Here is a 25,450-nt window from a genome sequence, read left to right on the forward strand (position 1 = left end):
CCCTGACTGACAGAAAAACCAAGGGCGGCCCCGAATGCCTTCGGGCCGCCCTTTTTCAAGCGGGGATTCTCAGCGCAGGCCGGCGATATAGTCGGATACGGCCTTGATTTCCGCGTCGGTCATCTTGATCGCAACCATGCGCATCATCTTGTTCGGGTCATTGGCGCGCGAACCTTCGCGGAAGCCCTTCAACTGGGCCTCGGTGTATTCGGCAAACTGGCCGCCAATGCGCGGATATTGCGCCGGAATGCCCGCGCCCGCCGGGCCATGGCAGGCCGCGCAGGCCGGCAGGCCCTTGGCCTGATCGCCACCGCGATACAGCTTCTGGCCCAGTTCGATGGTTTCGCGGTTCCTGGCGGCTTCGCCCTTCTGGGTCTGCGTTGCAAAATACGCCGCCAGATCACGCATCTGGCCATCGTCGTAGGCGGCGATCATGCCGTTCATGATCGCATTCACGCGCTCGGGCTGCTTGCCGTCGGCGGCCTTGAAGTTCTTCATCTGCTTGAACAGATACTCGGTGTGCTGTCCCGCCAGCTTGGGGTTGGCAGCCAGCGGGCTGTTGCCGTCGGGTCCGTGACAGGCCACGCAAACGGTGGAAGCGACCGCCTGGCCGCGTGCGGCATCACCTTTCGGAGTTGCCTTGGGGGCGTCGGCCGCCTGGGCGCCGGATGCAGCCATCGCGCACAGCAGGGTAAGAAGGCAACTGAGCAGGGAACGCTTCATGGACAAAAACTCCTCGGAAACTGCAGAATTCGAAAATTGTAAACCTGATATTCTATCCCAGCTCGCCCGATTTCTCCACGTCAGCCTGTCCCGGCGGCGTATCTGTGAAGTACCTCCCATGTCCCTGTTCCGCCACGCCAGCTTTGAAATTTCCGTCGCCCAGCCCAGTGGCCTGCCCTTGCCGGAAGGTGCGGAGATCGCTTTCGCGGGGCGCTCCAATTCAGGGAAATCCAGCGCCATCAATACCCTGGTAGGGCATACGCGGCTGGCCTTTGTCTCCAAGACGCCCGGCCGGACGCAACTGATCAACGTATTTCGCATGCGAAATGGCGCGGCCTTGGTCGATTTGCCAGGATATGGCTATGCCCAGGTGCCTTTGGCGGTCCGCTTGCAGTGGCAAGGCCTGCTGGAACACTACCTGACCTGCCGCTCCAATCTGGTCGGGCTGGTGCTGATCATGGATTCGCGACGCCCGCTGACCGAACTCGACTGGAAGATGATCGGCTGGTTCGGCCCTACCGGCCGGCCGATCCATTGCCTCCTGACCAAGTCGGACAAGCTGACGCGCCAGGAGCAGGCCAAGACCCTGCGCGAAACCCGCGCGGCCCTCGCCGATTTTGGCGAACAAGTGACCGTCCAGATGTTCTCCAGCCTGAAAAAAACCGGCATGGAAGAAGCGGAACAAGTGATCGGAGGCTGGCTGAATGGCGCTCCATCGCCAACAATCTGACGCAGTCAGCCAATGCAGTCACCCCCTTTTTTGAAAAGGGGGCCGGGGGGATAGCCGTTACAATTTGCCCGACGGGCTTTTATTTTGGCTTCGCCAAAATAAAAGCCCTCGACCAAAGGGGAGGAAGGTCGAGGGCGGAAACACCTTGAAATGTTCAAGGCACCCGCTCAGGGAGGTGAAGCGGGAGACAACGGGAAGGACAAGGTCCACCGCCATCTGGATACTATGATAGGCCATGTACGTTAAAGTTCAAGTAACCGTCAAAATTTTCTGAAGGTTAAGTCCATGATTACAAAAGGTGTATTCCCCAAGTCCCGGATGCGGCGGATGCGCCGCGACGACTTCTCGCGGCGCCTGATGCGTGAGCACACACTGACGGCAGACGACTTGATTTATCCGGTTTTTGTCCTGGAGGGCTCGGGCCGTACCGAGGCGGTTGCGTCGATGCCCGGCGTCGAGCGCATGTCGCTCGACCGTCTGTTACCGGTGGCCGAAAAGGCGCTGAAGCTGGGCGTCCCGGCGCTCGCCCTGTTCCCGGTGGTGGACAGCGGCAGGAAGACGCAGGGGGCGGAAGAGGCCTGGAACCCGGCGGGCCTGGTGCCGACCGTGGTGGCTCGTCTGAAGCAGGAATTCCCGGAACTCGGCGTCATCACCGACGTCGCGCTCGACCCCTACACCAGCCACGGCCAGGACGGCCTGATCGATCCGGCCGATCCGCGCGGCTACGTGATGAACGACGAAACGCTGGAAGCCCTGGCGAAACAGGCGCTGTGCCACGCCCGCGCCGGCGCCGACGTGGTGGCGCCCTCGGACATGATGGACGGCCGCATCGGCCGCATCCGCGCCACGCTGGATGCCGAGAAGCTGATCCACACCCGCATCCTGGCCTATTCGGCGAAATACGCTTCGGCGTTTTACGGCCCCTTCCGCGATGCGGTGGGCTCCGCCGGCAACCTGGGCAAGGGTAACAAATACACCTACCAGATGGACCCGGCCAACACCGACGAGGCACTGCGCGAAGTGGCGCTGGACATCGACGAAGGCGCCGACATGGTGATGGTCAAGCCGGGCATGCCGTATCTGGACATCGTGCGTCGGGTGAAGGACGAATTCGGCGTGCCGACCTACGCCTATCAGGTCAGCGGCGAATACGCGATGCTGAAAGCCGCCGCGCAGAACGGCTGGCTGGCCCACGATGCGGTGATGATGGAGGCGCTGCTTTCCTTCAAGCGTGCCGGCTGCGACGGAATACTGACGTACTTTGCGCTGGAGGCGGCGACGCTGCTGAAGAGCTAACGCTCATGGCACCGAGCACCACCCGCGGAAGATGAAACACGCGAAAGACGAAGTTTCAGTGAAGGCTAACGCCGGCCTCATCGGCGTTAAGCGCAGCGGCCATAACTAAAAGCGAATTTGTCGCCCGCTCCCTTCCCCCCTCACGGGGGGTTACCAGTCGGCGCGCTGCGCGCGTCCATTACCGGAGCCTTCGAACACGGTGTTTCACGTTAAGAAAAGTCGGCGCTGGCGGGACGGCGATCAGCGCGCCAGTATCGGCCACTGCGCCGGCCAGTTGGCCAGCGGATCGTCCTTGAAGCCGCTTTTGACGAAGCGCTGCCAGCGGCCAACCGTGTAACAAACCAGCAGGTCGGCATGGGCGGAAAAATCGTGCTCGGCCGCCAGCGCGCCCTGGGCCGAGGCGACTTTCAGGCATTGCTTGAGCGTCGACTCGATGCGATCCAGCAACTGGTTGATGCGCGCCTGCAGGCGCGGGTTCTCGTGCACCAGCGCGTCGCCCACCAGCACCCGGGTCAGGCCGCGGTTCTTCTGCGCAAAGCGCAGCAGTGAGGCGACGATGGCTTCGGCCTGCTTGAGGCCGGATTCCTCGGCGGCTTCGATCTGGGTGATCACCGAGAACACGCCGCTTTCGATGAACTCGATCAGGCCTTCGTACATCTGCGCCTTGCTGGCGAAATGACGGTAAAGCGCGGCTTCCGACACCTGGAGCTGCTTGGCGAGCAGGGCCGTGGTGACTTTTTCCACCGCCGGACGCTCCAGCATTTCGGCAATGGTTTGCAGGATCAGCAGCTTCTTTTCACCAACCTTGGCGGCGCGGGCTTCGTTCATGGCGATTGTTCCGTCGGTTATTTCGATTTGATCAGCGTACCGACGCCTTCGTCGGTCATGATTTCCAGCAGCAGCGCATGCTCGACGCGACCATCGATGATGTGCACGCCCTTCACGCCGCTCCTGGCCGCGTCCAGCGCCGAACTGATCTTGGGCAGCATGCCGCCGGAGAGCGTGCCGTCGGCCACCATGTCGTCGATCTGCTTGGGCGTGATGCCGGTGATCAGCTTGCCGGACTGGTCCAGCACACCCGGCGTGTTGGTCAGCAGCACGAGCTTTTCCGCTTTCAGTACTTCGGCGATCTTGCCGGCAACGACATCGGCATTGATGTTGTAGGTCTCGCCCTCGCTGCCGACGCCGATCGGCGCGATCACCGGGATGAAGGCGCCGGTGTCGAGCAGCGCGATCAGGCTGGGGTCGATCGAGACGATGTCGCCGACCTGGCCGATGTCGATCAGGTCGCCCGGCGCATCCTTGTTTTCCATCATCAGCTTTTTGGCGCGGATGAAGTTGCCATCCTTGCCGGTCAGGCCCACGGCCTTGCCGCCATGCTGGTTGATGAGGTTGACGATTTCCTTGTTCACCTGGCCGCCGAGCACCATTTCCACCAGATCCATGGTCTCGGCGTCGGTCACCCGCATGCCCTGCACGAACTCGCCCTTCTTGCCGACGCGGGCCAGCAGGTTCTCGATCTGCGGGCCGCCGCCATGCACCACCACCGGGTTCATGCCGACGAGCTTGAGCAGCACCACATCGCGGGCGAAGCACTGCTTCAGGTGCTCGTCGGTCATCGCATTGCCACCGTACTTGACCACGATGGTCTTGCCATGGAAACGCTTGATGTAGGGCAGGGCTTCGGCCAGAACGCCGGCCTTGGCAGCGGGGGAGAGCTTTTCGGTCATGGGTGTCGGCGAGTGCGAGTGGTAACTTCGCGCATTCTACCGACAGCGAAAGCAATCAGGGCAACCCGCTGGCGGCGGGTTGCCCTGATTGCAAAACACTTCGCAGCGGCTCCGTCGGCGTAGCGCCAGCGCCGACTCCCGCGCTGCTTACTGGATGGTGATTCTGCGCGCCTGCGTCGCCGCCTTTTTCGGCAGCACCAGTTCGAGCACGCCATCGGTGTATTTTGCGGTCACCTGCGCCTCGTCGATCTCCTGCGCCAGCTGGAAGCTGCGCGAGACCTTGCCGAAATAGCGCTCGGTGCGCAGCACGCGCTCGCCTTCCTTCACGTCCTTCTCTTCGCGCCGCTCGGCACTGATGGACACGATGGCGCCATCGATGGCGACATGAATGTCTTCCTTCTTCACGCCGGGAACTTCGGCATGGACCAGGTAGCTTTTCTCCTGTTCCTTGACATCGATTTTCACGGCGGGTGCATCAGGCTGCGATCCATATTCGACCGGGCGGACAAAGAAACCGCGGAACAAGTCGTCAAGCGGATCGCGACGGATCAAGTTGCTCATTTCATGCTCCTTTTTGAGTTGGGGCCCCGCTCGGACGGGGCATGCGCATTACATGAGCGCCATGGGAGAAATTTCAAGAGCCTTGCCGCGGCATGCCGAGTCGCCTTGGCAATTCGAGGATGGCGTCGCGATTGCTCCATGAAAAGCAGGCCTCGGCGGCCTGTCGCCACGGCAGCCAGCGCCAGGCCAGATGTTCGTCGGGCGCGATGGTCACGTCGCTTGGTTCAGGCAGGCACAGGCTGAACACGTGCTCGATATTGTGCGTGACGCCCGGTGCGTAGCGATAGCGCCACTCGGCGAAGATTTCGTAGCGGTTGGTCACTTGCCAGTCGATGAAATCGGCCGCGACAGCCTTGATGCCGGTCTCTTCCAGTACTTCGCGACGGGCTGTTTCGATCAGCGGCTCGTCGTCTTCCTGGCTGCCGGTGACGGATTGCCAGAAGCCGGGGTGGCGGGCGCGTTCCAACAACAGCACGTCCAGTGCCGCGGTGTGGATCACCACCAGCACCGAGACCGGCTTCTTGTATTTCATCAGCCCGGCTGCGGCACCGTCGGCAACCAGGCGATGCCGTCGGCCTGCATGTCGACCAGACACCAGAACGGGATGTTGTCCTCGCGCCAGGTTGCGGCGGCATCCTGAAAGATTTGCATCAATGTGACGAAGTCGGCCTCGGCGCGACCATGGATGCCGTCGCAATGGTCGAGGATGACCACGTAGCCGGTCGCCGGCAGCCAGCCCATGTCGAGCAGGCAGTCGGTCAGCGCGTCCCAGTTCTGGCCGAACCACTCGGGAAAGCGCAGGGCATGGCCGAGTGCGGCCAGCATCTCGTCCTTGTTGCGCGCGGCGGCCAGATCGACCCGCAGCACCAGGCAGCCGGCGGCGCCCGCGCCCGCGAGCAGGTCGTCGATGGGGCCGTGCGGCAGGTGATGCACGCCGGCCCGGGAGGCATCGGCAAACAGGTTTTCGTAGTGGGCGATAGTCATCGCTGAACCCGGCGGAAGGTTTTGTAATGATCGGCAGTGTAGTAGAACACCTGCGGCGGCTTGTCGCCTGCGATGATGCGCCGCGCTCCGCGATCCTTGCTGCCGGGTGTCGGCACCGTGTATTCGCGGTAATAGCCCTTCGGCTGTTCGGGGAGGCGGCGCTCACGGTTCTGGAACACGATGCCGTCGCGGCGGTACGGGAAAGGCCCGCCGGCCTCGATCAGCCTGAGGGTTTCGCGTGCTTCGGGCGGAAGTTCGCCGAGGCTTATCGTCGATGACTGGAACGCCGCTGCCGGGATTGCAAGCAGCAGAGCCGCTATGGCAAGCAAGCGGCGCATCATGGTGTTTAGCCCTTGCCGACCTCTACCTGGGTCTCGACCTTCTGCCGCAACCGGATGTGCAGTTCGCGCAGTTGCTTTTCGTCCACATCGGACGGCGCATCGGTGAGCAGGCACTGGGCTCGCTGCGTCTTGGGGAAGGCGATCACGTCGCGGATCGACTCGGCGCCCGCCATCATGGTGACGATGCGGTCGAGGCCGAAGGCCAGGCCGCCGTGGGGCGGCGCGCCATACTTCAGCGCGTCGAGCAGGAAGCCGAACTTGGCCTGTTGCTCTTCGGGGCCGATGCCCAGCGCCTGGAACACCCGCTCCTGAACCTCGGAACGATGGATACGCACCGAGCCGCCGCCCATTTCCCAGCCATTCAAAGCCAGATCGTAGGCCTTGGCCAGGCAGGCGCCGGGATCGGTTGCCATCAGGGCTTCGTGACCGTCCTTGGGACTGGTGAAGGGGTGGTGGCAGGCCGACCAGCGCTTGTTTTCCTCGTCGTATTCGAACATCGGGAAATCGACGACCCACAGCGGCCGCCAAGCCGAGCCGTCGACGTAGCCTTTCTCATGGCCGAGCTTGGTGCGCAGCGCGCCGAGTGCGTCATTGACGATCTTGGTCTTGTCGGCGCCGAAGAAAATCAGGTCGCCCGATTGCGCCCCGGTGCGCTCGACGATGGTCTTCAGCGCGGCTTCATGGAGGTTCTTGACGATGGGCGACTGCAGGCCTTCCTCGTTGAGCTTCGAGGCGTCATTGACCTTGATGTAGGCCAGGCCGCGCGCGCCGTAGATCTTGACGAACTCGGTGTAGCCGTCGATCTCGCCGCGGGTCAGCGCCGCGCCGCCGGGCACGCGCAGCGCCGCGACACGGCCGCCGGACGTTGCCGGGCCGCTGAAGACCTTGAAGGCAACATCGGTCACCGCATCGGTGACTTCGGTGAGCTCCAGCGTGACGCGCAGGTCGGGTTTGTCGGAACCATAGCGTCGCATGGCTTCGGCGTGAGTGATGCGCGGGAAGGGATTGGGCAGATCGACAGCCAGCGCGGTCTTGAACACGCTGCGGATCATTTCCTCCATCAGCGCGGTGATCTGCTCTTCGGTCAGGAAGGAGGTTTCGATATCGACCTGGGTGAATTCCGGCTGGCGGTCGGCGCGCAGGTCCTCGTCACGGAAGCACTTGGTGATCTGGTAGTAGCGGTCGTAGCCGGCAACCATCAGCAATTGTTTGAACAGCTGTGGCGATTGCGGCAGGGCGAAGAACTGGCCGGGATGCACGCGGGAGGGCACCAGATAGTCGCGTGCGCCTTCCGGAGTGGACTTGGTCAGCATCGGCGTCTCGATGTCGATGAAGCCCTTCTCGTCGAGGAAACGACGGAAGGCCATCGCCACCTTGTAGCGCAGCATCAGGTTCTTCTGCATCTGCGGCCGGCGCAGGTCGATCACGCGATGGGTCAGGCGCACGTTCTCGGAGAGGTTCTCCTCGTCGAGCTGGAAGGGCGGCGTCACGGCCGCGTTGAGCACTTCCAGTTCATGACAAAGGATTTCGATCTCGCCCGAGGCGAGGTTGGAGTTCTCGGTGCCGGCGGGACGGCGGCGCACCTTGCCGGTCACCTTCAGCACGTACTCGTTGCGCACGTCCTCGGCGACCTTGAACATCTCGGGGCGATCGGGATCACAAACCACCTGGGCCAGGCCTTCGCGATCGCGCAGGTCGATGAAGATCACGCCGCCATGGTCGCGCCGGCGATGGTTCCAGCCGCATAGCGTGACGATCTGGTCGACATGGGAGGCATTCACCTCGCCGCAATAATGGGTACGCATAGGTTTTCCGAACGGTTGTGGCGGCCCCGCGGGGCCTTACTGATTCTGGGCGCGCCCGAGGGGATTCCTCATGGGCGGGGCGACGACGCCCATGGAGACGATGTACTTCAAGGCTTCGTCGACGTTCATGTCGAGTTCGATGACATCCTTCTTCCTGACGAAGAAGAAGAAGCCGTTGACCGGGCTCGGTGTCGTCGGGATGAAGACGCCGACGTGTTCTTCCGGCAGCATGTCGGCGACATCGACGGCCGGATGTCCGGTCTGGAAGGCCACCGACCACGCCTCAGGATGCGGATAGCGTACCAGCAGGACTTTCCGGAAGGCGACGCCGCTGCCCGAGAACAGCGTATCACTGACCTGCTTGACGCTGTAATAGATCGACTTCACTACGGGAATGCGCGCCAGCACGCCTTCCCAGAAGCGCACCAGCTTTTGGCCGACGATGTTCGCCGTCACCAGGCCGGTCAGGAACACCACCAGCAAGGTGAGCAGGGCACCGATGCCCGGGATGTACACGCCGAGCAGGTGCTCCGGGTGAATCGCCTGCGGCAGCAGCAGCAGGGACTGGTCCATGGAGCGGACGATCAGCGACAGCACCCATGCGGTGATTACCAGCGGGACCCAGATCAGGAGCCCGGTGATGAAGTATTTCTTCAAGGCTGAAGAGGTGCTCAAGTGTTGGCCGCGCAACTGCCGGTCCCGCCCTGGCAGGGTGGCGGATTATCGCTCTTGGCCGCCGATTGACAGCCGCCACCCTTGAAGTCGGTGGCATACCAACCACTGCCCTTGAGCTGGAAGCCGGGCGCGGTTAACTGCTTGGCGAAGTTCTCGGTCTTGCATTCAGGGCAGGTAGTCAGCAGCGGATCGCTGACTTTCCGCATGACATCTTTCTCAAAGCCGCATTCGGTGCAGCGATAAGCGTAGATCGGCATGGCATTCTCCGGTGTTCGGCAAAGAGGGGGATTATAGCTGAAGCCCTTGGCGCGCCGGCCAGGACTGCTTTGTTCCGATGCCGGGAAAATGAGGCCGGACGGCGGGTTTGCAAGAGGCAGACGGCTAGAGGCTTATGCCCAGATAGGCTCGGGTCAGGGGTTTGCCCCAGACCAGGGAAATGATTCCCGCGGCAGCCAGGTAGGGACCGAAAGGAATCGGTACGTTGCGCCCCTGGCGGGCAAAGATCATCAGCGCGATGCCGACCACCGCCCCGACGAACGAGGAAAGCAGTATCGCCAGGGGCAGCATCTGCCATCCCAGCCAGGCACCGAGCGCCGCCAGCAGCTTGAAGTCACCGTAACCCATGCCTTCCTTGCCGGTCGCGAGCTTGAATGCCCAATACACGCCCCACAGCGACAGATAACCCGCCATGGCACCGATCACGGCACTCTTCAGGTCCGTATAGACGCCGAAAGCATTCAGAGCCAGGCCCAGCCAGAGCAGCGGCAGGGTGATGTCGTCGGGCAGCAACTGAGTATCGAAATCGATACCGGTCAGGGCAATCAGCGCCGCGACAAACAGCAGGGCGCCAAGGCCGGCGGCGGTAAACCCGAAGTGCCCGCCGGCAAAGGCAAACAGCAGCCCCGTTGTGGCCTCGATCAGCGGGTAGCGGATGGATATCGGCGCCGAGCATCCCTTGCAGCGTCCCCGCAGCAGAATCCAGCTGATGATCGGGATGTTTTCCAGCGCCGTGATCGAATGGCCGCATTTCGGGCAACGCGAACGCGGGTGCGCCAGCGAGAGCGGTTCAACGACGGGCGCAGCCTCTCCTTTGAACTCGGCGCATTGCGCCGCCCAGTCGCGCTCCATCATGATCGGCAGGCGATGGATGACGACATTGAGGAAACTGCCGATCATCAAGCCGAAGAATCCGGCGACGAGAGCAAACAGCGCCGGATCGGCGAGCTGGGCGATCATCCTCTGCGCTCGGTCGCCAACCCGGCCGCCGACTTAGCCGACAACCGAACCAAGCTTGAAGATCGGCAGGTACATGGCGACCACCAGGCCGCCGATGAGGCCGCCGAGGAAGACCATGATCATCGGTTCCATCAGGCTCGACAGCGCCTCGACGGCCTCGTCGACTTCGGCTTCGAAGAAGTCCGCGGTCTTGCCCAGCATCGAATCGAGCTGGCCGGATTCTTCGCCGATGGCAACCATCTGCGTCACCATGGGCGGGAACAAGCCAGAATTTTCCATGGCCACCGTCAGGCTGGAGCCGGTGCTGACCTCGGCCTGTATCGCCTTGGTTCCCATCATGTAGACGTAATTGCCGGCGGCGCCACCGACCGAGTCGAGGGCTTCGACCAGCGGCACGCCCGCGGCAAACATGGTGGACAGGGTTCGCGTCCAGCGTGCGATCGCGGATTTGGTCAGCATGTCGCCGAAAACCGGCAGCTTCAGCGAAATCTTGTCTTTGGCAATTTGCAGCGCCACTGAGCGCTTGAAGGCCTGGCTGATGGCGTAAATCACCGCGTAGATGCTGCCGAAGATGATGTGCCAGTTGGCCGTGAAATAGTCCGAGATGGCAATCACGATCAGGGTCGGCGCGGGGAGCTCGCCACCGAAACTGGCAAACACGCCCTTGAATGCGGGCACCACGAAAATCATGATCACCGCGGTGATGATGAAGGCGATGATCAGGATGGCGATCGGGTAGGTCAGGGCGCTCTTGATCTTGGACTTGATGGCCTGGATTTTTTCCTTGTAGGTCGCCAGGCGATCCAGCAGCGTGTCGAGAATGCCGGCCTGCTCGCCCGCCTCGACCAGATTGCAGAACAGGGCATCGAAGTACATCGGATACTTGCGGAAGGCCACGGCGAGGTTGGAGCCGGTTTCAACGTCGGACTTGATGTCGAACAGCAGCTTCGCCAGGGCCGGATTGTTGGTGCCCTTGCCGACGATGTCGAAAGACTGCAACAGCGGCACGCCCGACTTGACCATGGTGGCGAGTTGCCGCGAGAACAGCGTGATGTCCTTGTCCGACACCTTGCCGCCGGAGCTGGCTTTCAGTTTCTTGAGCTTGGTGACGTTGATCCCCTGCCGCCGCAGCGCGGCATTCGCCACGGCTTCGCCGGCCGCCTTGATCTCGCCGCGGACCACCTTGCCAGCCTTGTTCTTGCCCTCCCAGGAAAAACTGAATTCCTTTGGGCCGTCCTTCTTATCTGCCTTGCCTGCTGTGGCCATCGGCTTCCCCCGCTTGAATTTTTGGCATTCTACGCTCCGAATATGCCCAGAGTATCACTCTCCGCCGGGTCGGTGAAGACGCACCATCTTGACCTTTCGATCCTGTGTTTGCACGATCTCCATCGGCACGCCGCCCACTCGCACGCCGACGCCCACCTCGGGGATATCCTGCAAATGTTCGACAATCAACCCATTGAGCGTCCGCGGTCCATCCAGGGGAAACTCCAGGTCCAGCATGCGATTGAGATCCCGCAGGCCGGCCGAGCCATCGACCAGGACCACGCCTTCATCGCTCCAGGAAAGCGCGCTTCCAAAATCCGACTGGCGTGTGGTGAACTTGCCGACCAGTTCCTCGATGATGTCTTCCAGCGTGACCAAGCCCTCGATCTCGCCATATTCATCCACCACGAGCCCCATGCGCTGCCGGTTTTCGCGGAAAAACCCGAGCTGGGTGTAGATCGGCGTCGCAGCCGGAATGAAATAGGGCGCCGACATGCGTTCGCGCAGTGCCGCGTAATCGATCTCGCCGGCAAAGGCTTCGGCCAGCAGCCGTTTTTGATGCAGGACGCCGACAATGTTGGCCGGGTCGTTCTCGAATACCACGACCCGGGTGTGGAAGCTTGTCGCCAGCTGGGCCTTGATGCTATCGATCGGCGCGGCGATGTCGATGGCCTCGATTTCGCCGCGCGGCGTCATGATGTCGGCTACGCTCAATTGCTCCAGCTCGAACAGGTTGAGCAGAATGGACCGGTGTTGCTGCGGAATGAAGTTGCCGGATTCGAGCACCAGGGAGCGCAATTCCTCGGCGCTCAGTCTTGAGCTGTCGCCACCGCCGGAGGGCTTGAGCCGCAGCAGCCGCAGCAGGCCATCGACGAACAGGTTGACGAACCAGACGATCGGGTAGGCGGCGCGCAGCAGTGGCCAGATCAGGAAGGCCAGCACGCGCGCCAGCTTGTCGGCGTGGGCGGCACCGAGAATCTTCGGCGTGATTTCCGCGAACACCAGGATGGCGAAGGTCACCAGCAGGGTGCCGATGGAGAGCGCCCACTTTTCCTCGCCGAACAACTCGATGGTGATCACCGATACCAGGGTCGCGGTAGCGGCATTGAGCAGGTTGTTGCCGAGCAGGATCACGCCCAGCATCTTGTCGGTGCGGCCGAGCAGGTCGAGGGCCAATTTCGCGCCGCGATCGCCGTGGCTTGCCATGTGGCGCAAGCGGTGGCGGTTGGAGGCCATCATCGCCGTCTCGGCCATGGAGAAAAAAGCGGAACAGCCGAGCAATACCGCCAGCGCAATGAACTGCGCGGATAAGGGAATACCGTCCATCAGCGGCCGAGGATGACCTCAAGCACGAAGCGGCTGCCGACATAGGCCAGCAGCAGCGCGGCGAAGCCGGCCAGGGTCCAGCGCAGCGCAATCCGGCCGCGCCAGCCGCGCAAATGGCGACCCGCCAGCAGCGCGGCAAAAATCAGCCAGGACAGAATCGCGAACACCGTCTTGTGGTTGAAGCTCAGCGCCTTGCCGAACAGGGTTTCGGAAAAGAACACCCCTGAAATCAGCGTGAACGTGAGCAGGACGAAGGCGACATGGATCAGGCGGAACAGTAGTGCCTCCATTGTCAGCAAGGGCGGCAAGCCGGCCAGCAGCGGCGATATGCGACCTCGATGCAGGCTCTTTTCCGCGGTCGCCATCAGCAGGGCGTGCAATGCCGCCAACGTAAACAGGCTGTAGGCCAGCATGGCCATCAGGAAATGCAGGCGAAACGCCATCGAGCCGGCGTTGGCCAGCACATGGCCTTCGGCAAACACACCAGGCAGCAGGGCCGCCACTGCGGCGGCCGGCAAACCGATGACCTGCAGGCCCTCCATGCGGGCATAGAAGCTCTCGATCCAGTAAAGCGCGATCGCCAGCCAGAGCATCACCGAAAGCGCGATGGCGAAGCCGAAGCGCATGCTGCCGCCATCGAATATCGCCATGCGCAGGCTGACGGCATGCGCCACCAGCGCAATCAGCAGCAAGCCGCGTTCGCCGAGCCTGAGTCCGCCGGACGGCTGGTCGAGCACCGGTCCGCGCCAGCGGGTGCGCCAAAGATGTACCGCCAGGCCGGCATACAGGGCCGCGGCCAGCAGATGCATTAAGATTGCGGGCATCGGCGAAGTCTACACCAAGCCTCCCTACTCTTATTGCATCCGAACCGCCCTTTCCCCCCATGCTCGATAACCTTACCCAGCGCCTCGGCCGCGTCGTAAAAAACCTGCGCGGCCAGGCCCGCCTGACCGACGAAAACATTTCCGACATGCTGCGCGAAGTGCGTATGGCGCTGCTGGAGGCCGACGTCGCTTTGCCGGTGGTCAAGGACTTCATTGCCCGCGTCAAGGAAAAGGCGCTCGGTCAGGAAGTCATCGGTTCCCTGACGCCGGGACAGGCGCTGGTCGGCGTGGTGCATCGCGAACTCACCGAACTGATGGGCGGTGCCAGTTCGGGTCTCAACCTCGCCACGCAGCCGCCCGCCGTGATCCTGATGTCAGGCTTGCAGGGCGCGGGCAAAACCACCACCACGGCAAAGCTCGGCAAGTGGCTCAAGGAGCGGCAGAAAAAAAAGGTGCTGACGGTCAGCTGTGACGTCTATCGTCCCGCCGCCATCGAACAGTTGAAGGCGGTTTCCACCCAGGCCGGGATCGACTTCTTTCCCTCCACCGCCGGACAGAAGCCGGCCGACATCGCCGCCGCCGCGCTCGATCACGCCAAACGCCATTACTACGACGTGATCTTCGTCGACACCGCCGGCCGCCTCGCCATCGACGAAGCGATGATGGCCGAGATCAAGGATCTGCACGCGCTGCTGAAGCCGATCGAAACCCTGTTCGTGGTCGATGCCATGCTCGGCCAGGACGCGGTGAATACGGCAAAAGCCTTCAACGAAGCGCTGCCGCTGACCGGTGTGATCCTGACCAAGTTGGACGGCGACTCGCGCGGCGGCGCCGCGCTGTCGGTGCGCCATGTCACCGGCAAGCCGATCAAGTTCGCCGGCGTCGGCGAGAAGCTCACGGGGCTGGAAGAGTTCCATCCCGAGCGCATGGCCTCGCGCATCCTCGGCATGGGCGACATCCTCGGCCTGGTCGAGGATGCCCAGCGCGGCGTCGATCAGGACAAGGCGCAGGAATTCGTCAAGAAGATGAAGTCGGGCAAGGGCTTCGACCTCAACGACTTCAAGGACCAGATCGGCCAGATGAAGAAGATGGGCGGCATGGCGGCCATGCTCGACAAGCTGCCGGCCCAGTTCAGCGCCATGGCGCAGAAAGCCGGCGGCGGCATGGAAGACAAGACCGTGCGGCGCCTCGAGGGCATCATCAATTCCATGACGCCTGGGGAACGCAGCAAACCCGAGATCATCAAGGCCAACCGCAAGCGCCGCATCGCCACCGGCGCGGGCGTGTCGGTGCAGGAGGTCAATCGCCTGCTCAATCAGTTCGAGCAGACGCAGAAGATGATGAAGCAGTTCTCCAAGAGGGGAATGCAGAAGATGATGCGGGGGATGAAGGGGATGTTGCCGGGGATGCGGTGAAGCCGCGCAGTGACTACCGCGGCCCGATCACCCGCGGCCCCCAGCCCCATTGCTTCTCCCACGCTCCGCGCACCATGTTCGGATACTCCGGCTTGCCCAGGCTACCGTTGTAGCGGCCGAGCGCGCGGTAAAGGTCGCCTTTTTCGATGTCCAGATAGTGGCGCAGGATGGTGCAGCCAAAGCGCAGGTTGGTGCGCATGTGGAACAGGTTGCTGTCCTTGCTGCCGATCAGTTTTATCCAGAAGGGCATCACCTGCATGTAGCCGCGGGCGCCGGCCGAAGATACGGAATATTTCTTGAAGCCGCTCTCGACCTGGATCAGACCGAGCACCATCTGCGGGTCGAGTCCGGCGCGCTTGGCTTCGTAATACACGGTCTTGAGGAAGTCGAGGCGCGCCTCGCGGTCCGGCATGCGGCGCGTCAGTCGCGCCGACATCTCGGTCAGCCAGTTGACCTTCTCCTCGATCGAGGGGAACTGCGGTTCGGGTGCGGCACGGTCGGCAATCGAGGCGTGCAAGGCCGCCTGCACACTCGCGGCCAGCGGTTCGTATTGCTGCGCTCCGGCGCGGGCCGCTGTCGGCAGCAGCGCCGCGGCAAGATACAGTGCAAGCGCTAGGCGTCGCACAGTTTCTGTTTGAGGAAGGCCGCCATTTCGCCGATGGCCACCATGGTGGCCTCGGCGTCGCTGCGGCCCTTGTATTCCAGCTTGCCTTCCTTGAGGCCGCGCTCGCCGACCACCACGCGATGCGGGATGCCGATCAGTTCCCAGTCGGCGAACATCGAGCCGGGACGCTCGTCGCGGTCGTCGAGGATCGCATCGATGCCGGCGGCGAGCAGCTCGGCGTGGAGCGCCCCGGCGGCGGCGCGAACGGCTTCCGACTTGGCGTAGTTCATCGGCACGATCGCCACGGCGAAGGGCGCGATGCCGGCGGGGAAGATGATGCCGCGCTCGTCGTGGCCCTGTTCGATGGCGGCGCCGACGATGCGCGAGACGCCGATGCCGTAGCAGCCCATTTCCATGACCTGGTCCTTGCCCTGTTCGTCGAGGAAGGTGCATTTCAGCGCTTCGGCATACTTGGTGCGCAACTGGAAGATGTGGCCGACTTCGATGCCGCGGCACAGTTCGAGCGTTCCGTTGCCGTCGGGCGAGGGGTCGCCCTCGACCACGTTGCGGATGTCGGCGACGGTGGCGGGTTGCGGCAGGTCGCGGCCGAAATTGACGCCGGTGAGGTGGAAGCCTTCTTCGTTGGCGCCACAAACCATGTCGCTCATGACCGCGACGCTGCGATCGGCCACGACCCGGCCCTTGAACCCGACCGCGCCGATGTAGCCAGCCTTGCAGCGCAGCGCTTCGACGATTTCCTCGTCGCGCGCGAAGCGGAATTCACCGACCACCTTTTGCGCCTTGATTTCGTTCAAGTCGTGGTCGCCGCGCAGCAACAGCAGGACGAACTCGCTGCCGCTTTCCTTTTCCGCCATGACCGCAATGGCCTTCACCGTCTGCGTCAGCGGCAGGCCGAGGAAAGCCGCCACGTCCTCGCATCTGGTCTTGCCCGGTGTGGCTTTCTTTTCCATCGTCGCCGTACCGCCAGCGCCGTCCCCGGGGATACCGCTACGCATAACTTTCACAGGAGTCACGGCTTCGGCCAGTTCCACATTGGCTGCATAGTCCGACGCCGGGCAGAAGGCGATCGCGTCCTCGCCCGAATCCGCCAGCACATGGAACTCGTGCGAGCCGGTACCGCCGATGGCGCCGGTGTCCGCCGCCACGGCGCGGAACTTGAGGCCCAGGCGGGTGAAGATGCGGCTGTAGGTGTCGTACATGTTGCGGTATTCGCGCTCCAGGTCGGCGTACGAGGTATGGAAGGAATAGCCATCCTTCATGAGGAACTCGCGCCCGCGCATGACGCCGAAGCGCGGGCGGATTTCGTCGCGGAACTTGGTCTGGATTTGGTAGAAATGGCGCGGCAACTGGCGGTAGCTCTTCACATCGCGGCGCACCACGTCGGTGATGACCTCTTCGTGCGTAGGGCCGATCACGAAATCGCGCTGGTGGCGATCCTTGAAGCGCAGCAACTCGGGGCCGTACTTCGGGCCGCGTCCGGATTCTTCCCACAATTCAAAAGGTTGCACCGCCGGCATGAGCAGTTCGATGGCGCCGGCGCGGTCCATTTCCTCGCGCACGATGTTCTCGACCTTGCGCAGCACGCGCAGGCCCATCGGCATCCAGGTGTAAATGCCGCCGGCAAGACGACGGATCAGGCCGGCGCGCAGCATCAGCTTGTGGCTGACGATTTCCGCGTCCGAGGGAGCTTCCTTGAGAGTGGCGATGAAGAACTGGCTGGCGCGCATGGCAGTAGGCTGAAAGGCGAAAACGGGCATTTTACCCGCGGCCGGGAATTTGCAGAGGCGACAGATGCGGCTTTCCAGCGGCCCGCGATTGTGAAAGAATGTTTACCAGTCAATCATTGGAATAAGCATCATGCTCGATCGTGAAGGCTTTCGCCCGAACGTCGGCATCGTTCTGGTCAACAGTCGAAACGAGGTTTTTTGGGGCAAGCGGATCCGCGAACATTCCTGGCAGTTCCCGCAAGGCGGCATCAAGAAGGGCGAAACGCCCGAGCAGGCGATGCTGCGCGAACTGGAAGAGGAAACCGGCCTCAAACCCGAGCACGTGCGGATCATCGGCCGCACGCGCGACTGGATGCGCTATGAAGTGCCGAAGCACTGGATTCGCCGCGAATGGCGGAGTACCTACAAGGGCCAGAAACAGATCTGGTTTCTGTTGCGCCTGGTCGGGCGTGACAGCGACGTCTGCCTGCGCGCCAGCGAACATCCCGAATTCGATGCCTGGCGGTGGAACAGCTACTGGATTCCGCTGAACAACGTGATCGAGTTCAAGCGCGGCGTGTATGAAGCCGCCCTGATCGAACTGGCGCGCCTGCTGTTTGTCCACCCCGACGAGCGCATACCGCGCTGGGAGACTGACGTCATGGGCGAACCAAAATGAAGTACTGGTTTGTGCTCCTTTTGGCTGGTGTGGGGGGCGGTGCAATGGCGCAGACTGTTGATCCCAGCGGCCGTATCGTGCCGGGCAACTACCAGAGCGAGGAGGAAGAAAAGCCCTGGCAGGAACTTGAAATCGAGATGCCGGCATTTCCCAAGCAGGAAAACCTGATCGAGTTCTACGTCAGCGCGGTGGCCACCAACAAGTATTTCATCGACGCCAGCACCCTGGCGGTCGGTGCCGACGGCGTGGTGCGCTATGCGTTGGTGGTCGAGACCTCGGGCGGCGCCCGCAACATCAGTTTTGAAGGCATCCACTGCAAGGGCCGCAACTGGAAGCACTACGCCACGGGTCGCAGCGACGGTACCTGGACCAAGTCGCGAACCTCCCGCATCGAGTGGCGGCCGATCGAAAACAAGCCCGTCAACCGGCACCATGCGGCATTGAGCCGCGACCTGTTCTGCCCGCTGGGCAACCCCATCTTCACGGCTGACGAAGGGCGCAACGCCTTGCGCCTGGGCAAGCATCCCAACTCAAATTGATAGCGGGGAAATCCGAATGATCGATGCCATCATCCCGGAAATCGACAAGGCACTGCGTGCCGTATTTGCGGCCGCCCCGACCCGGCGTCCGATGCCGGGCGAAGACCTGCCCGAAGCAGCGATGAGCGATGACGAAAGGCAGCACGTCGCCGCGCTGATGCGGGTCAACCACTGCGGCGAAATCTGCGCCCAGGCCCTGTACCAGGGGCAGGCACTGACCTCGCGCGATGTCGCCGTCAAGCGCGAACTGGAACAGGCGGCGTGGGAGGAAACCGAGCATCTCAACTGGACCGAGCGGCGTATTGCCGAACTCGGTGGCCGCAAGAGCGTGCTCAATCCGCTGTGGTATGCCGGGTCGCTGGCAATCGGGATGTTTGCGGGAAAGTGCGGCGATGCATGGAGTCTCGGTTTTCTCGCCGAAACCGAACGCCAGGTCGAGGGGCACCTGGAAAGCCACAAGGCCAGGCTGCCGACGCAGGATCGGAAGTCATGGGAAGTGCTGGAGCAGATGAAGGTCGACGAGATTCGCCACGCCGAAACGGCGAGTCATTACGGTGCGCGGGAATTGCCGACCCCGGTCAAGCTCGCCATGAAGCTTTCGTCGAAGGTGATGACGAAGCTTTCCTACGTCGCCTGATCAGGCCTCGACGACTTCAAAACTGTGGCTGACCTCGGCGGTCTTGCCGAGCATGATCGAGGCGGAACAGTACTTCTCGGCGGAGAGTTTTACCGCACGTTCGACGACCTCCGGTTTCAGGTTCTTCCCGGTTACCACGAAGTGCATGTTGATGCGCGTGAATACCTTGGGGTCGACCTCCGCACGCTCGGCTTGAAGCTTCACTTCGCATCCGCTGACTTCATGCCGGCCCCGTTTCAGGATCAGCACGATATCGAAGGCAGTACACCCTCCCGTGCCGGCCAACAGCAGTTCCATGGGCCGTGGCGCCAGATTGCGCCCACCCGCGTCAGGCGCCCCATCCATGCAGATCAGGTGTCCGCTGCCGGTCTCGGCAACAAAGCTCATTCCGTCATGCCAGCGTACCGTGCATTCCATGCTGCTCACTCCTTCAATCGATATCGCCATTCTAGCGGTGACACCAAGGCGGGAGTGCGGCAGCGCATCAAACCAGGCTGCTGTGTCACAGCGGGCAATCGATTCGCCGTCATATAGACAAATCTGCTCAGTCGAAATGGAAAATTAATTCTTTAATAATCAATGAAATCAAACTGCTTCCCATTTCAAGGCAAAGACAATGGCAGTCGATTGCGCAATGCACAAATATGTCTTGCAATGCAGCAAGGGCTATGGAAGAATCCATTCAACCGAACATTGAGTGCAGTAAGGGATTCAACGCAGTCCATGTTCAACCCCTGTCTCCTCCACCCTCCTCCTTTGGTGTGGATTAAACGCAGCCCGTTCGGGTTGCGTTTTTTTTCGCTTGTTCGTCGAGGATGTGTGCGAGTTACCTGATTTTGCTGTCAGGTTTGACAGCATCAGGGAAGGTCTGTACGATTCGCGCCCTTCGAGCTGGGTCGGTAGCTCAGTCGGTAGAGCAGCGGACTTTTAATCCGTTGGTCGCGAGTTCGAATCTCGCCCGACCCACCACCGTAATATATAATTTGCAATTCGGGTTGTTAGCTCAGTTGGTAGAGCAGCGGACTCTTAATCCGTAGGTCCACAGTTCGAATCTGTGACAACCCACCAAATCAGAAGCCGAATCAACTTAATTAGTTGATTCGGCTTTTTTCTTGCGCATGTTTCAACCCAACGCGGCTACCCTGGCTTCAGGCAACTGGCTGACGCCTCGGCTTCAAGCGGGCCTGATGCCGCAGGATCGGCGCACCAGGCGCCGCCATGTCGACGCCCATTGAAAATCCTTACTTCAGCGCGTCGCTAAGATCCTTGTCACTGATCTTGCCCGACCGGTGCAGCCACAGCAGAATCGCCAGCGGCTTGGGAATATTGCGGCCGGACTCATATCTGGAGCCGCCCGATTGCGTGACGCCATATCTCATCCAGAAATCCTTTTGATTGAGGTTCTCCTTCTTGCGATCGGTCGCGATGTCACTGAAGTCGAGTTTTTTCTTGCGGGCCATGGCGTTCTCCTGCCGGTGAGTAATCGAGGCAATATGCTAGCGCTTTTTTTCGATCCATGCTTTTGGCAATGCCGAACGGGATTGACGCTGTCGTTCTGGCGAAGTTCCCGGGTTGCGCCATGCGGGGCGTGAGGATGTATCGCGCACTTCGGATCAGGATGCCGCGGCGATCACCAGGCCGAGCAGTAACAACACCAGTCCGCGCACTCCGCCCCAGCGGCAGAGCCTGTTGCGCAAGCCTTGATGCCAGGGCCCCTGCGTACCCGGACGCAGCCAGACCGGCAGCAGATGCGAGGCGGCTCCGCTCACCAGCGGCAGAAGGAAGGCGATGACGAATCCGGCGACGGCGGGACGGGCCGGCAGCCAGCCAAACCCGTGCGCGATGCCCAAGCCCAGCATGCCGAGCAAGCCCAGCGCGGCGGCCGTCAGGGATGGGGCCGCACCATGCATCTGGCGCAGCGACTTGCCGAACAATGAAAACCATGCGTGCAGCATGCGCACGACAACCCCTCCGTAGAGCATGACGCCGAGCAGGGCGAGGGCGGGAGCCAGCCCGGAAGCTGGTGACGGCAGCAATGACGACGCGCCGATGGCAATCAACAGTGCGCCGGTTGCCGCCCATTTGAGGTCACGCCGCAAGCGCATCACGGCACCAGGGTCTGCCTGGCCCAGGCTGGTGGGCAGCAATACCTGCAAAGTCCCCAGAGCGGTCAGTCCGACAAAGCCGAGCAGGTTGGCATGCAGATGAAACAGGCGCAGCGCGTTGCGTTGGGTCGGGAACAGGGGCATCAGGACAACCGCCAGCAGTGCCGCCAGCAAAAAGGCAAGCGCCGCCAGATACCAGTCCAGCCCGCGATGACGCGGACCGAACATCCGGCGTGTGCGGCTCACCGTCCAGCCGGCAAGAGTCAGTGCGGCAAGTCCGCCCAAGGCAGCCGCCAGAGCCAGGCTGGTCGACGAGAAGTCGCCGGCAAATGAAAACACGGCCAGTGCACCGCCGCTCCAGGCCAGCGCCGGAGGTACCCAGGCGGCAAAGCCGGCGGCGCCGCTGCGCGTCAGTACCGGAATGAAGTAACTCATTGCCGCCAGGATCAGCGGCAGCACGCCCAGCGCGAAGGCGACATGGGCAGCCAGTTGCGGCGCAGCGTGGCCCGTGATCAGCAATACGCCGGCCGTCGCCAGCGAAAGCAGGGCGGCGATGGTCAGCAATGGCATCAGATAGGTGCGCGACATGGATGAATTGTAAAGGCCGGACCCGCATGCGACACTCGCGCACCATGTCTTCGTCTTCCATTCCGCGCGCCGGACTCATCCTGCTGGGCCTGCTTTCCCTTGGCTGGGGTTTCAACTGGCCGATCATGAAGGTCGTCATCACCGAAATTCCGCGCTGGATATTTCGCGGCGACAGCATCCTGCTGGCTTCCGTCGGATTGTTCGGCATCGCCTGGTTTTCGGGGCACTCCCTGCGGGTGCCCACCGGGCGATGGCCGCAGTTGCTGGGCATGGCAACATGCAACATCGTCGGCTGGAACATGTTCGCGATTTACGGCGTCAGCCTGCTGCCTTCGGGACGTGCTGCCATCCTCGGCTACACCATGCCGCTCTGGAGCGCCGTGCTGTCGGCGTGGTTTCTCAACGAACCGCTTACCCGACGCCGGCTGATTGGCCTGGCGCTGGGGATGAGCGGCATGGCGCTGCTGATCGGCGCCGAGTTCGAAAATCTCGGCAGAGCGCCGATGGGTGTGATTCTGATGCTCATCGCGGCCATCTTCTGGGCCGGTGGACTGGTGATCTACAAGCGGAATCCGCTGCCCATGCCGATCACCGCACTGACCGCATGGCAAGCCTTGCTGGGAGGAATACCGATCGCACTGGCCGGCCATGCGCTGGAAACCGTCGAGTGGGGCCGGATCAGCTTCTGGCCCTTGTTCGGCTTCTGGTACAACGTGTTCATCGGCTTGCTGTTCTGCTACTGGGCATGGAACAAGCTGGTGCAGATGGTGCCGGCCGCCGTGTCCTCGCTGGGCTCGCTGATCATTCCCGTGGTCGGGGTATTCAGCGGAATGGTGTTTCTGGGCGAGGCCCCGCGCTGGCAGGATTTTGCGGCGCTGGTGCTGGTATTGACCTCAATTGCGACAGTGCTGCTGCCGGCGCGACCGTCGGCTTGACCCGACACAAGGCGCGGCGCAGCCGTTTCGGGCACAATTGGCCAATGCTCAAGGTTTCAGGTCTCGCCTGTTCGCGCGGTGAACGCCGCTTGTTTGCCGACGTCGGGTTTTCGCTCGCCGCAGGCGAGTGGTTGCACGTGCAGGGCGAGAACGGCGCCGGCAAGACCAGCCTGATGCGCCTGCTGGTCGGCCTTTCGCCGGCCGATGCCGGCGAGATTCGCTGGCGCGACGAGCCGACGCCGTCGGTCGAATTTCGCCGCGACCTGATTTATCTCGGCCATCACGCGGCGGTCAAGGAAGACCTGACGCCACTGGAAAATCTGCGCCTGGCGGCCGCCCTGGACGGCATCGCACTCGACGAGCGTACCTCGCTGGCTGCCCTGATCCGGCTCGGGTTGCGCGGACGCGAGGACTTGCCGGTCCGCGTATTGTCCGCCGGACAAAAGCGGCGCGTACTGCTGGCCCGCCTGCTGACACGTCCGGCGGTTTTGTGGGTGCTCGACGAAGCCTTCAATGCGCTCGATGTCGCCGCGGTGAAGCTGCTCGGCGAACTGATTGCGGAGCATCTGTCCGCAGGCGGCATGGCGGTGCTGACCAGCCACCAGCCGCTGCCCGTGCCGGGCGGCAAGGCGTTGGTGCTATGAACGCGTTTTTCGCAACCGTGCGCCGCGATCTGCTGCTGGCGCTGCGGCGCAAGAGCGAGGTGCTGACGGCGGTGTTCTTTTTTGTCATCGTCACCAGCCTGTTTCCGCTGGGCATCGGCCCGGAACCGGTACTGTTGAAGAAGATCGCGCCCGGCATCCTCTGGGTTGCCGCGTTATTGGCAACCCTGCTCGGCCTGCCGCGCCTGTTTGCGGCCGATCACGTCGATGGCACGCTGGAGCAGATGGCCCTGTCGCCCTCTCCCTTGGGCATGCTGGTTGCCGGTAAAATACTGGCGCACTGGTTGTTGTGCGGCTTGCCGCTGGTTCTGCTGGCGCCCGTGCTCGGTTTGCAGTTCGATCTCGATGCGTCGGCGCTGGGAATTCTGACGCTGGCTCTGTTGCTGGGAACTCCGTTGCTGTCCTTGATCGGTGCGATCGGCGCGGCGCTGACCCTGGGGGTGCGTGGCGGCGGCGTGTTGCTGGCGCTGCTGGTATTGCCGCTTTATATCCCCGCGCTGATCTTCGGCGCGGGAGCGGTGGAAGCCCATGTCGCGGGTCTCGATGCGGGTGGGCATTTGTCCTTGCTGGCAGCGATGCTGGCCTTGGCTGTATTTTTTGCGCCGTGGGCAACCACGGCCGCTTTGAGGATTGCACTGGAGTGAGGCAGTCGATTATTCAGTGGTTCAGGTTTGCCAGCCCGCAGAGCTTCTATCCGCTCGCCGGGCGCCTGATCCCGTGGTTCTGGGCCGCCGCGGCCGTCTTCGGCATTGCCGGGCTGTGGATTTCCTTTTTCGTCGCGCCGACCGACGCGCAGCAGGGCGAGGGCTACCGCATCATCTTCGTCCATGTGCCGGCCTCCTGGATGTCGATGTTCATCTATCTCGTGATGGCCTTCTGGGCCGGCCTTGGCCTCGCGCTCAACACGCGGGTGTCGGGCATGATGGCGCAGGCACTGGCGCCCACCGGCGCCCTGATGGCGGCGCTGTCGCTGTGGACCGGCGCGCTCTGGGGCAAGCCGATGTGGGGTGCCTGGTGGGTGTGGGATGCGCGGCTGACCTCCGAGCTGATCCTGTTTTTCCTCTACCTGGGCTTCATGGCCTTGCAAGCCGCGATCGACGACCCGCGCCGCGCCGACAAGGCCGGAGCGATCCTGGCGCTGGTCGGCGTGGTGAATATCCCCATCATCTATTTTTCGGTGAAGTGGTGGAACACCTTGCACCAGGGCTCGACGATCAACCTCAACAAGGCGCCTTCGATGGCGCAGACCATGCTGTGGGGCATGCTGCTGATGGCCCTGGCCTTCTGGATGTATTCGATCGCCGTGGCGCTGATGCGGGTGCGCGCCATCATCCTCGAACGCGAACGACACACGGAATGGGTGAAGCATGCAGTGGAATAGCGTCGGCGAATTCTTCGCCATGGGCGGCTACGCGCTCTACGTCTGGGGCAGCTTCGGCGCCTGCCTTTTGCTGATGATCGCGGAACCTTTGCTGGCCCGGCACCGTCTTACCGAGGTTCGCAAGAGCCTGATTCGCGAACGACTCGCCGACGAACTCGAACTCCAGCAGAAATCCCGATGAAGCCCAGACAGAAACGCATCGCCCTGATTGCCGGCGGCCTCGCCTCGCTGGCCATTGCCGCGGGGCTGGCGCTCAACGCGCTCGACAGCAACATCGCGCTCTATGTGACGCCCACCGAAGTCGCTGCCGGCAAGGCGCCGCAAGGCAAGGCCTTTCGCATCGGCGGCCTGGTCAAGGAGGGCACGATCAAGCGCCAGGACATGACGGTGAGTTTCATCATTACCGACACCGCCAAGGAGATCCCGGTGGCCTATACCGGCATCCTGCCCGACCTGTTCCGCGACGGCAAAGGCGCGGTGGTGCAGGGGCGGCTGGGCAGCGACGGCGTATTCGCCGCTACCGAAGTGCTGGCCAAGCACGACGAGAACTACATGCCTCCCGAAGCCAAACACGCCATCGATCAGGCCCAGAAAGGTAAACCATGACATTCCCCCCGCCCCCCTTTCCGGGAAAGGGGGTGACTTCGGTTCCCCCGGCAAGCCGGGGTCCGGCCACTGAAC

Annotated in this window: 31 protein-coding genes and 2 tRNA genes; 14 read left to right on the top strand and 19 right to left on the bottom strand. The window is 62.5% G+C overall.

From position 1 onward, the window contains the following. Positions 1-69: 69 nt before the first annotated feature. Positions 70-678, bottom strand: coding sequence for a c-type cytochrome (locus SUTH_RS01650; protein ID WP_408054962.1), 609 nt, complete (start codon positions 676-678; stop codon positions 70-72). A 163-nt stretch (positions 679-841) separates the two neighbouring features. Between SUTH_RS01650 and yihA the strand changes: the two genes are divergently transcribed. Both yihA and hemB read left to right on the top strand, forming a co-directional pair. Beyond that, complete coding sequence (gene yihA / locus SUTH_RS01655) at positions 842-1,453, top strand: ribosome biogenesis GTP-binding protein YihA/YsxC (RefSeq protein ID WP_041096589.1); 612 nt, start codon at positions 842-844, stop codon at positions 1,451-1,453. 285 nt (positions 1,454-1,738) lie between these two features. Continuing rightward, entirely contained in the window at positions 1,739-2,749 is a 1,011-nt protein-coding gene (gene hemB, locus SUTH_RS01660; protein WP_041096591.1) for a porphobilinogen synthase, read from the top strand. Positions 2,750-2,989: 240 nt separating this feature from the next. Here the strand turns inward: hemB and slmA are convergent, their stop codons facing one another. From slmA to SUTH_RS01725, 13 genes are all read right to left on the bottom strand, one after another. Beyond that, positions 2,990-3,577 carry a nucleoid occlusion factor SlmA gene (gene slmA, locus SUTH_RS01665; RefSeq protein ID WP_041096594.1) on the bottom strand — a complete coding sequence of 196 codons (588 nt, stop codon included), beginning with the start codon at positions 3,575-3,577 and terminating at the stop codon, positions 2,990-2,992. A 17-nt stretch (positions 3,578-3,594) separates the two neighbouring features. Then, positions 3,595-4,479, bottom strand: a complete 885-nt coding sequence (gene argB, locus SUTH_RS01670) for an acetylglutamate kinase (protein ID WP_041096596.1) — start codon at positions 4,477-4,479, stop codon at positions 3,595-3,597. A 147-nt stretch (positions 4,480-4,626) separates the two neighbouring features. After that, positions 4,627-5,040 carry an Hsp20/alpha crystallin family protein gene (locus SUTH_RS01675; RefSeq protein ID WP_041096597.1) on the bottom strand — a complete coding sequence of 138 codons (414 nt, stop codon included), beginning with the start codon at positions 5,038-5,040 and terminating at the stop codon, positions 4,627-4,629. A 73-nt stretch (positions 5,041-5,113) separates the two neighbouring features. Then, positions 5,114-5,572: a dihydroneopterin triphosphate diphosphatase gene (gene nudB / locus SUTH_RS01680; RefSeq protein ID WP_041096599.1), complete on the bottom strand. Its 459-nt coding sequence runs from the start codon at positions 5,570-5,572 to the stop codon at positions 5,114-5,116. After that, positions 5,572-6,024 carry a barstar family protein gene (locus tag SUTH_RS01685; RefSeq protein WP_041096601.1) on the bottom strand — a complete coding sequence of 151 codons (453 nt, stop codon included), beginning with the start codon at positions 6,022-6,024 and terminating at the stop codon, positions 5,572-5,574. Before SUTH_RS01685 ends, nudB begins: the two co-directional genes overlap by 1 nt. Further along, a complete protein-coding gene (locus tag SUTH_RS01690; RefSeq protein ID WP_041096603.1) occupies positions 6,021-6,365 on the bottom strand; it encodes a ribonuclease domain-containing protein in 345 nt (114 codons plus the stop codon). The genes SUTH_RS01685 and SUTH_RS01690 overlap by 4 nt, the downstream gene beginning before the upstream one ends. A 5-nt stretch (positions 6,366-6,370) precedes the next feature. Continuing rightward, positions 6,371-8,170, bottom strand: a complete 1,800-nt coding sequence (aspS, locus tag SUTH_RS01695; protein ID WP_041096605.1) for an aspartate--tRNA ligase — start codon at positions 8,168-8,170, stop codon at positions 6,371-6,373. A 36-nt stretch (positions 8,171-8,206) separates the two neighbouring features. Then, the gene (locus tag SUTH_RS01700) at positions 8,207-8,827 is read right to left on the bottom strand and encodes a DUF502 domain-containing protein (RefSeq protein WP_041096607.1); all 621 of its coding nucleotides are present in this window, start codon (positions 8,825-8,827) and stop codon (positions 8,207-8,209) included. A 14-nt stretch (positions 8,828-8,841) separates the two neighbouring features. Further along, complete coding sequence (locus SUTH_RS01705) at positions 8,842-9,102, bottom strand: FmdB family zinc ribbon protein (protein ID WP_041096609.1); 261 nt, start codon at positions 9,100-9,102, stop codon at positions 8,842-8,844. A 124-nt stretch (positions 9,103-9,226) separates the two neighbouring features. Next, positions 9,227-10,081 (bottom strand): prepilin peptidase, encoded by an 855-nt coding sequence (locus tag SUTH_RS01710; protein WP_041096611.1) that lies wholly within the window; start codon positions 10,079-10,081, stop codon positions 9,227-9,229. Between the two features lie 33 nt (positions 10,082-10,114). Continuing rightward, on the bottom strand, positions 10,115-11,347 hold the full coding sequence (locus tag SUTH_RS01715) for a type II secretion system F family protein (protein ID WP_041096613.1): 1,233 nt from the start codon (positions 11,345-11,347) through the stop codon (positions 10,115-10,117). Positions 11,348-11,401: 54 nt separating this feature from the next. Then, a complete protein-coding gene (locus SUTH_RS01720) occupies positions 11,402-12,673 on the bottom strand; it encodes an HlyC/CorC family transporter (protein WP_041096614.1) in 1,272 nt (423 codons plus the stop codon). Beyond that, a complete protein-coding gene (locus SUTH_RS01725) occupies positions 12,673-13,497 on the bottom strand; it encodes a cytochrome C assembly family protein (protein WP_041096616.1) in 825 nt (274 codons plus the stop codon). Before SUTH_RS01725 ends, SUTH_RS01720 begins: the two co-directional genes overlap by 1 nt. Positions 13,498-13,556: 59 nt before the next feature. On the opposite strand from SUTH_RS01725, the gene ffh reads away from it, so the two are divergent. Beyond that, on the top strand, positions 13,557-14,912 hold the full coding sequence (gene ffh / locus SUTH_RS01730; RefSeq protein ID WP_041096618.1) for a signal recognition particle protein: 1,356 nt from the start codon (positions 13,557-13,559) through the stop codon (positions 14,910-14,912). Between the two features lie 13 nt (positions 14,913-14,925). On the opposite strand, the gene SUTH_RS01735 is transcribed toward ffh, so the two are convergent. After that, entirely contained in the window at positions 14,926-15,537 is a 612-nt protein-coding gene (locus SUTH_RS01735) for a lytic transglycosylase domain-containing protein (protein WP_041096620.1), read from the bottom strand. Then, the gene (locus SUTH_RS01740; RefSeq protein ID WP_041101407.1) at positions 15,525-17,264 is read right to left on the bottom strand and encodes a proline--tRNA ligase; all 1,740 of its coding nucleotides are present in this window, start codon (positions 17,262-17,264) and stop codon (positions 15,525-15,527) included. Before SUTH_RS01740 ends, SUTH_RS01735 begins: the two co-directional genes overlap by 13 nt. A 130-nt stretch (positions 17,265-17,394) precedes the next feature. Here SUTH_RS01740 and SUTH_RS01745 point away from each other — a divergent pair, with 130 nt between their 5' ends. From SUTH_RS01745 to coq7, 3 genes are read left to right on the top strand one after another with little or no spacing between them, the layout of a single operon-like run. After that, complete coding sequence (locus tag SUTH_RS01745; RefSeq protein WP_041096622.1) at positions 17,395-17,922, top strand: RNA pyrophosphohydrolase; 528 nt, start codon at positions 17,395-17,397, stop codon at positions 17,920-17,922. Positions 17,923-17,966: 44 nt separating this feature from the next. Beyond that, on the top strand, positions 17,967-18,461 hold the full coding sequence (locus SUTH_RS01750) for a CNP1-like family protein (RefSeq protein ID WP_052473053.1): 495 nt from the start codon (positions 17,967-17,969) through the stop codon (positions 18,459-18,461). 16 nt (positions 18,462-18,477) lie between these two features. Next, positions 18,478-19,098: a 2-polyprenyl-3-methyl-6-methoxy-1,4-benzoquinone monooxygenase gene (coq7, locus tag SUTH_RS01755; RefSeq protein WP_041096624.1), complete on the top strand. Its 621-nt coding sequence runs from the start codon at positions 18,478-18,480 to the stop codon at positions 19,096-19,098. On the opposite strand, the gene SUTH_RS01760 is transcribed toward coq7, so the two are convergent. Next, positions 19,099-19,515, bottom strand: coding sequence for an OsmC family protein (locus SUTH_RS01760; protein ID WP_041096626.1), 417 nt, complete (start codon positions 19,513-19,515; stop codon positions 19,099-19,101). It abuts the gene before it with no gap. A gap of 476 nt (positions 19,516-19,991) precedes the next feature. On the opposite strand from SUTH_RS01760, the gene SUTH_RS01765 reads away from it, so the two are divergent. Continuing rightward, a tRNA-Lys gene (locus tag SUTH_RS01765) sits at positions 19,992-20,067 on the top strand. Positions 20,068-20,090: 23 nt separating this feature from the next. Beyond that, positions 20,091-20,166, top strand: a tRNA-Lys gene (locus SUTH_RS01770). A gap of 173 nt (positions 20,167-20,339) precedes the next feature. On the opposite strand, the gene SUTH_RS01775 is transcribed toward SUTH_RS01770, so the two are convergent. Then, the gene (locus SUTH_RS01775) at positions 20,340-20,558 is read right to left on the bottom strand and encodes a helix-turn-helix domain-containing protein (protein WP_052473054.1); all 219 of its coding nucleotides are present in this window, start codon (positions 20,556-20,558) and stop codon (positions 20,340-20,342) included. Positions 20,559-20,711: 153 nt separating this feature from the next. Next, a complete protein-coding gene (locus tag SUTH_RS01780; RefSeq protein ID WP_052473056.1) occupies positions 20,712-21,791 on the bottom strand; it encodes a hypothetical protein in 1,080 nt (359 codons plus the stop codon). Positions 21,792-21,835: 44 nt separating this feature from the next. Between SUTH_RS01780 and SUTH_RS01785 the strand changes: the two genes are divergently transcribed. The 6 genes from SUTH_RS01785 to ccmE are packed head-to-tail and all read left to right on the top strand — an operon-like array spanning position 21,836 to position 25,375. Further along, complete coding sequence (locus SUTH_RS01785) at positions 21,836-22,726, top strand: DMT family transporter (protein WP_052473058.1); 891 nt, start codon at positions 21,836-21,838, stop codon at positions 22,724-22,726. A gap of 44 nt (positions 22,727-22,770) precedes the next feature. After that, on the top strand, positions 22,771-23,370 hold the full coding sequence (gene ccmA, locus SUTH_RS01790; protein ID WP_041096630.1) for a cytochrome c biogenesis heme-transporting ATPase CcmA: 600 nt from the start codon (positions 22,771-22,773) through the stop codon (positions 23,368-23,370). Then, positions 23,367-24,032 carry a heme exporter protein CcmB gene (gene ccmB / locus SUTH_RS01795; RefSeq protein ID WP_041096632.1) on the top strand — a complete coding sequence of 222 codons (666 nt, stop codon included), beginning with the start codon at positions 23,367-23,369 and terminating at the stop codon, positions 24,030-24,032. The genes ccmA and ccmB overlap by 4 nt, the downstream gene beginning before the upstream one ends. Further along, the gene (gene ccmC, locus SUTH_RS01800; protein ID WP_148312822.1) at positions 24,029-24,769 is read left to right on the top strand and encodes a heme ABC transporter permease CcmC; all 741 of its coding nucleotides are present in this window, start codon (positions 24,029-24,031) and stop codon (positions 24,767-24,769) included. The genes ccmB and ccmC overlap by 4 nt, the downstream gene beginning before the upstream one ends. Then, positions 24,756-24,950: a heme exporter protein CcmD gene (gene ccmD / locus SUTH_RS01805; protein WP_041096634.1), complete on the top strand. Its 195-nt coding sequence runs from the start codon at positions 24,756-24,758 to the stop codon at positions 24,948-24,950. The genes ccmC and ccmD overlap by 14 nt, the downstream gene beginning before the upstream one ends. Beyond that, positions 24,947-25,375, top strand: a complete 429-nt coding sequence (gene ccmE / locus SUTH_RS01810; RefSeq protein ID WP_041096637.1) for a cytochrome c maturation protein CcmE — start codon at positions 24,947-24,949, stop codon at positions 25,373-25,375. The genes ccmD and ccmE overlap by 4 nt, the downstream gene beginning before the upstream one ends. Positions 25,376-25,450: the final 75 nt, after the last annotated feature.

It is taken from the genome of Sulfuritalea hydrogenivorans sk43H, assembly GCF_000828635.1.
Classification (GTDB): domain Bacteria; phylum Pseudomonadota; class Gammaproteobacteria; order Burkholderiales; family Rhodocyclaceae; genus Sulfuritalea; species Sulfuritalea hydrogenivorans.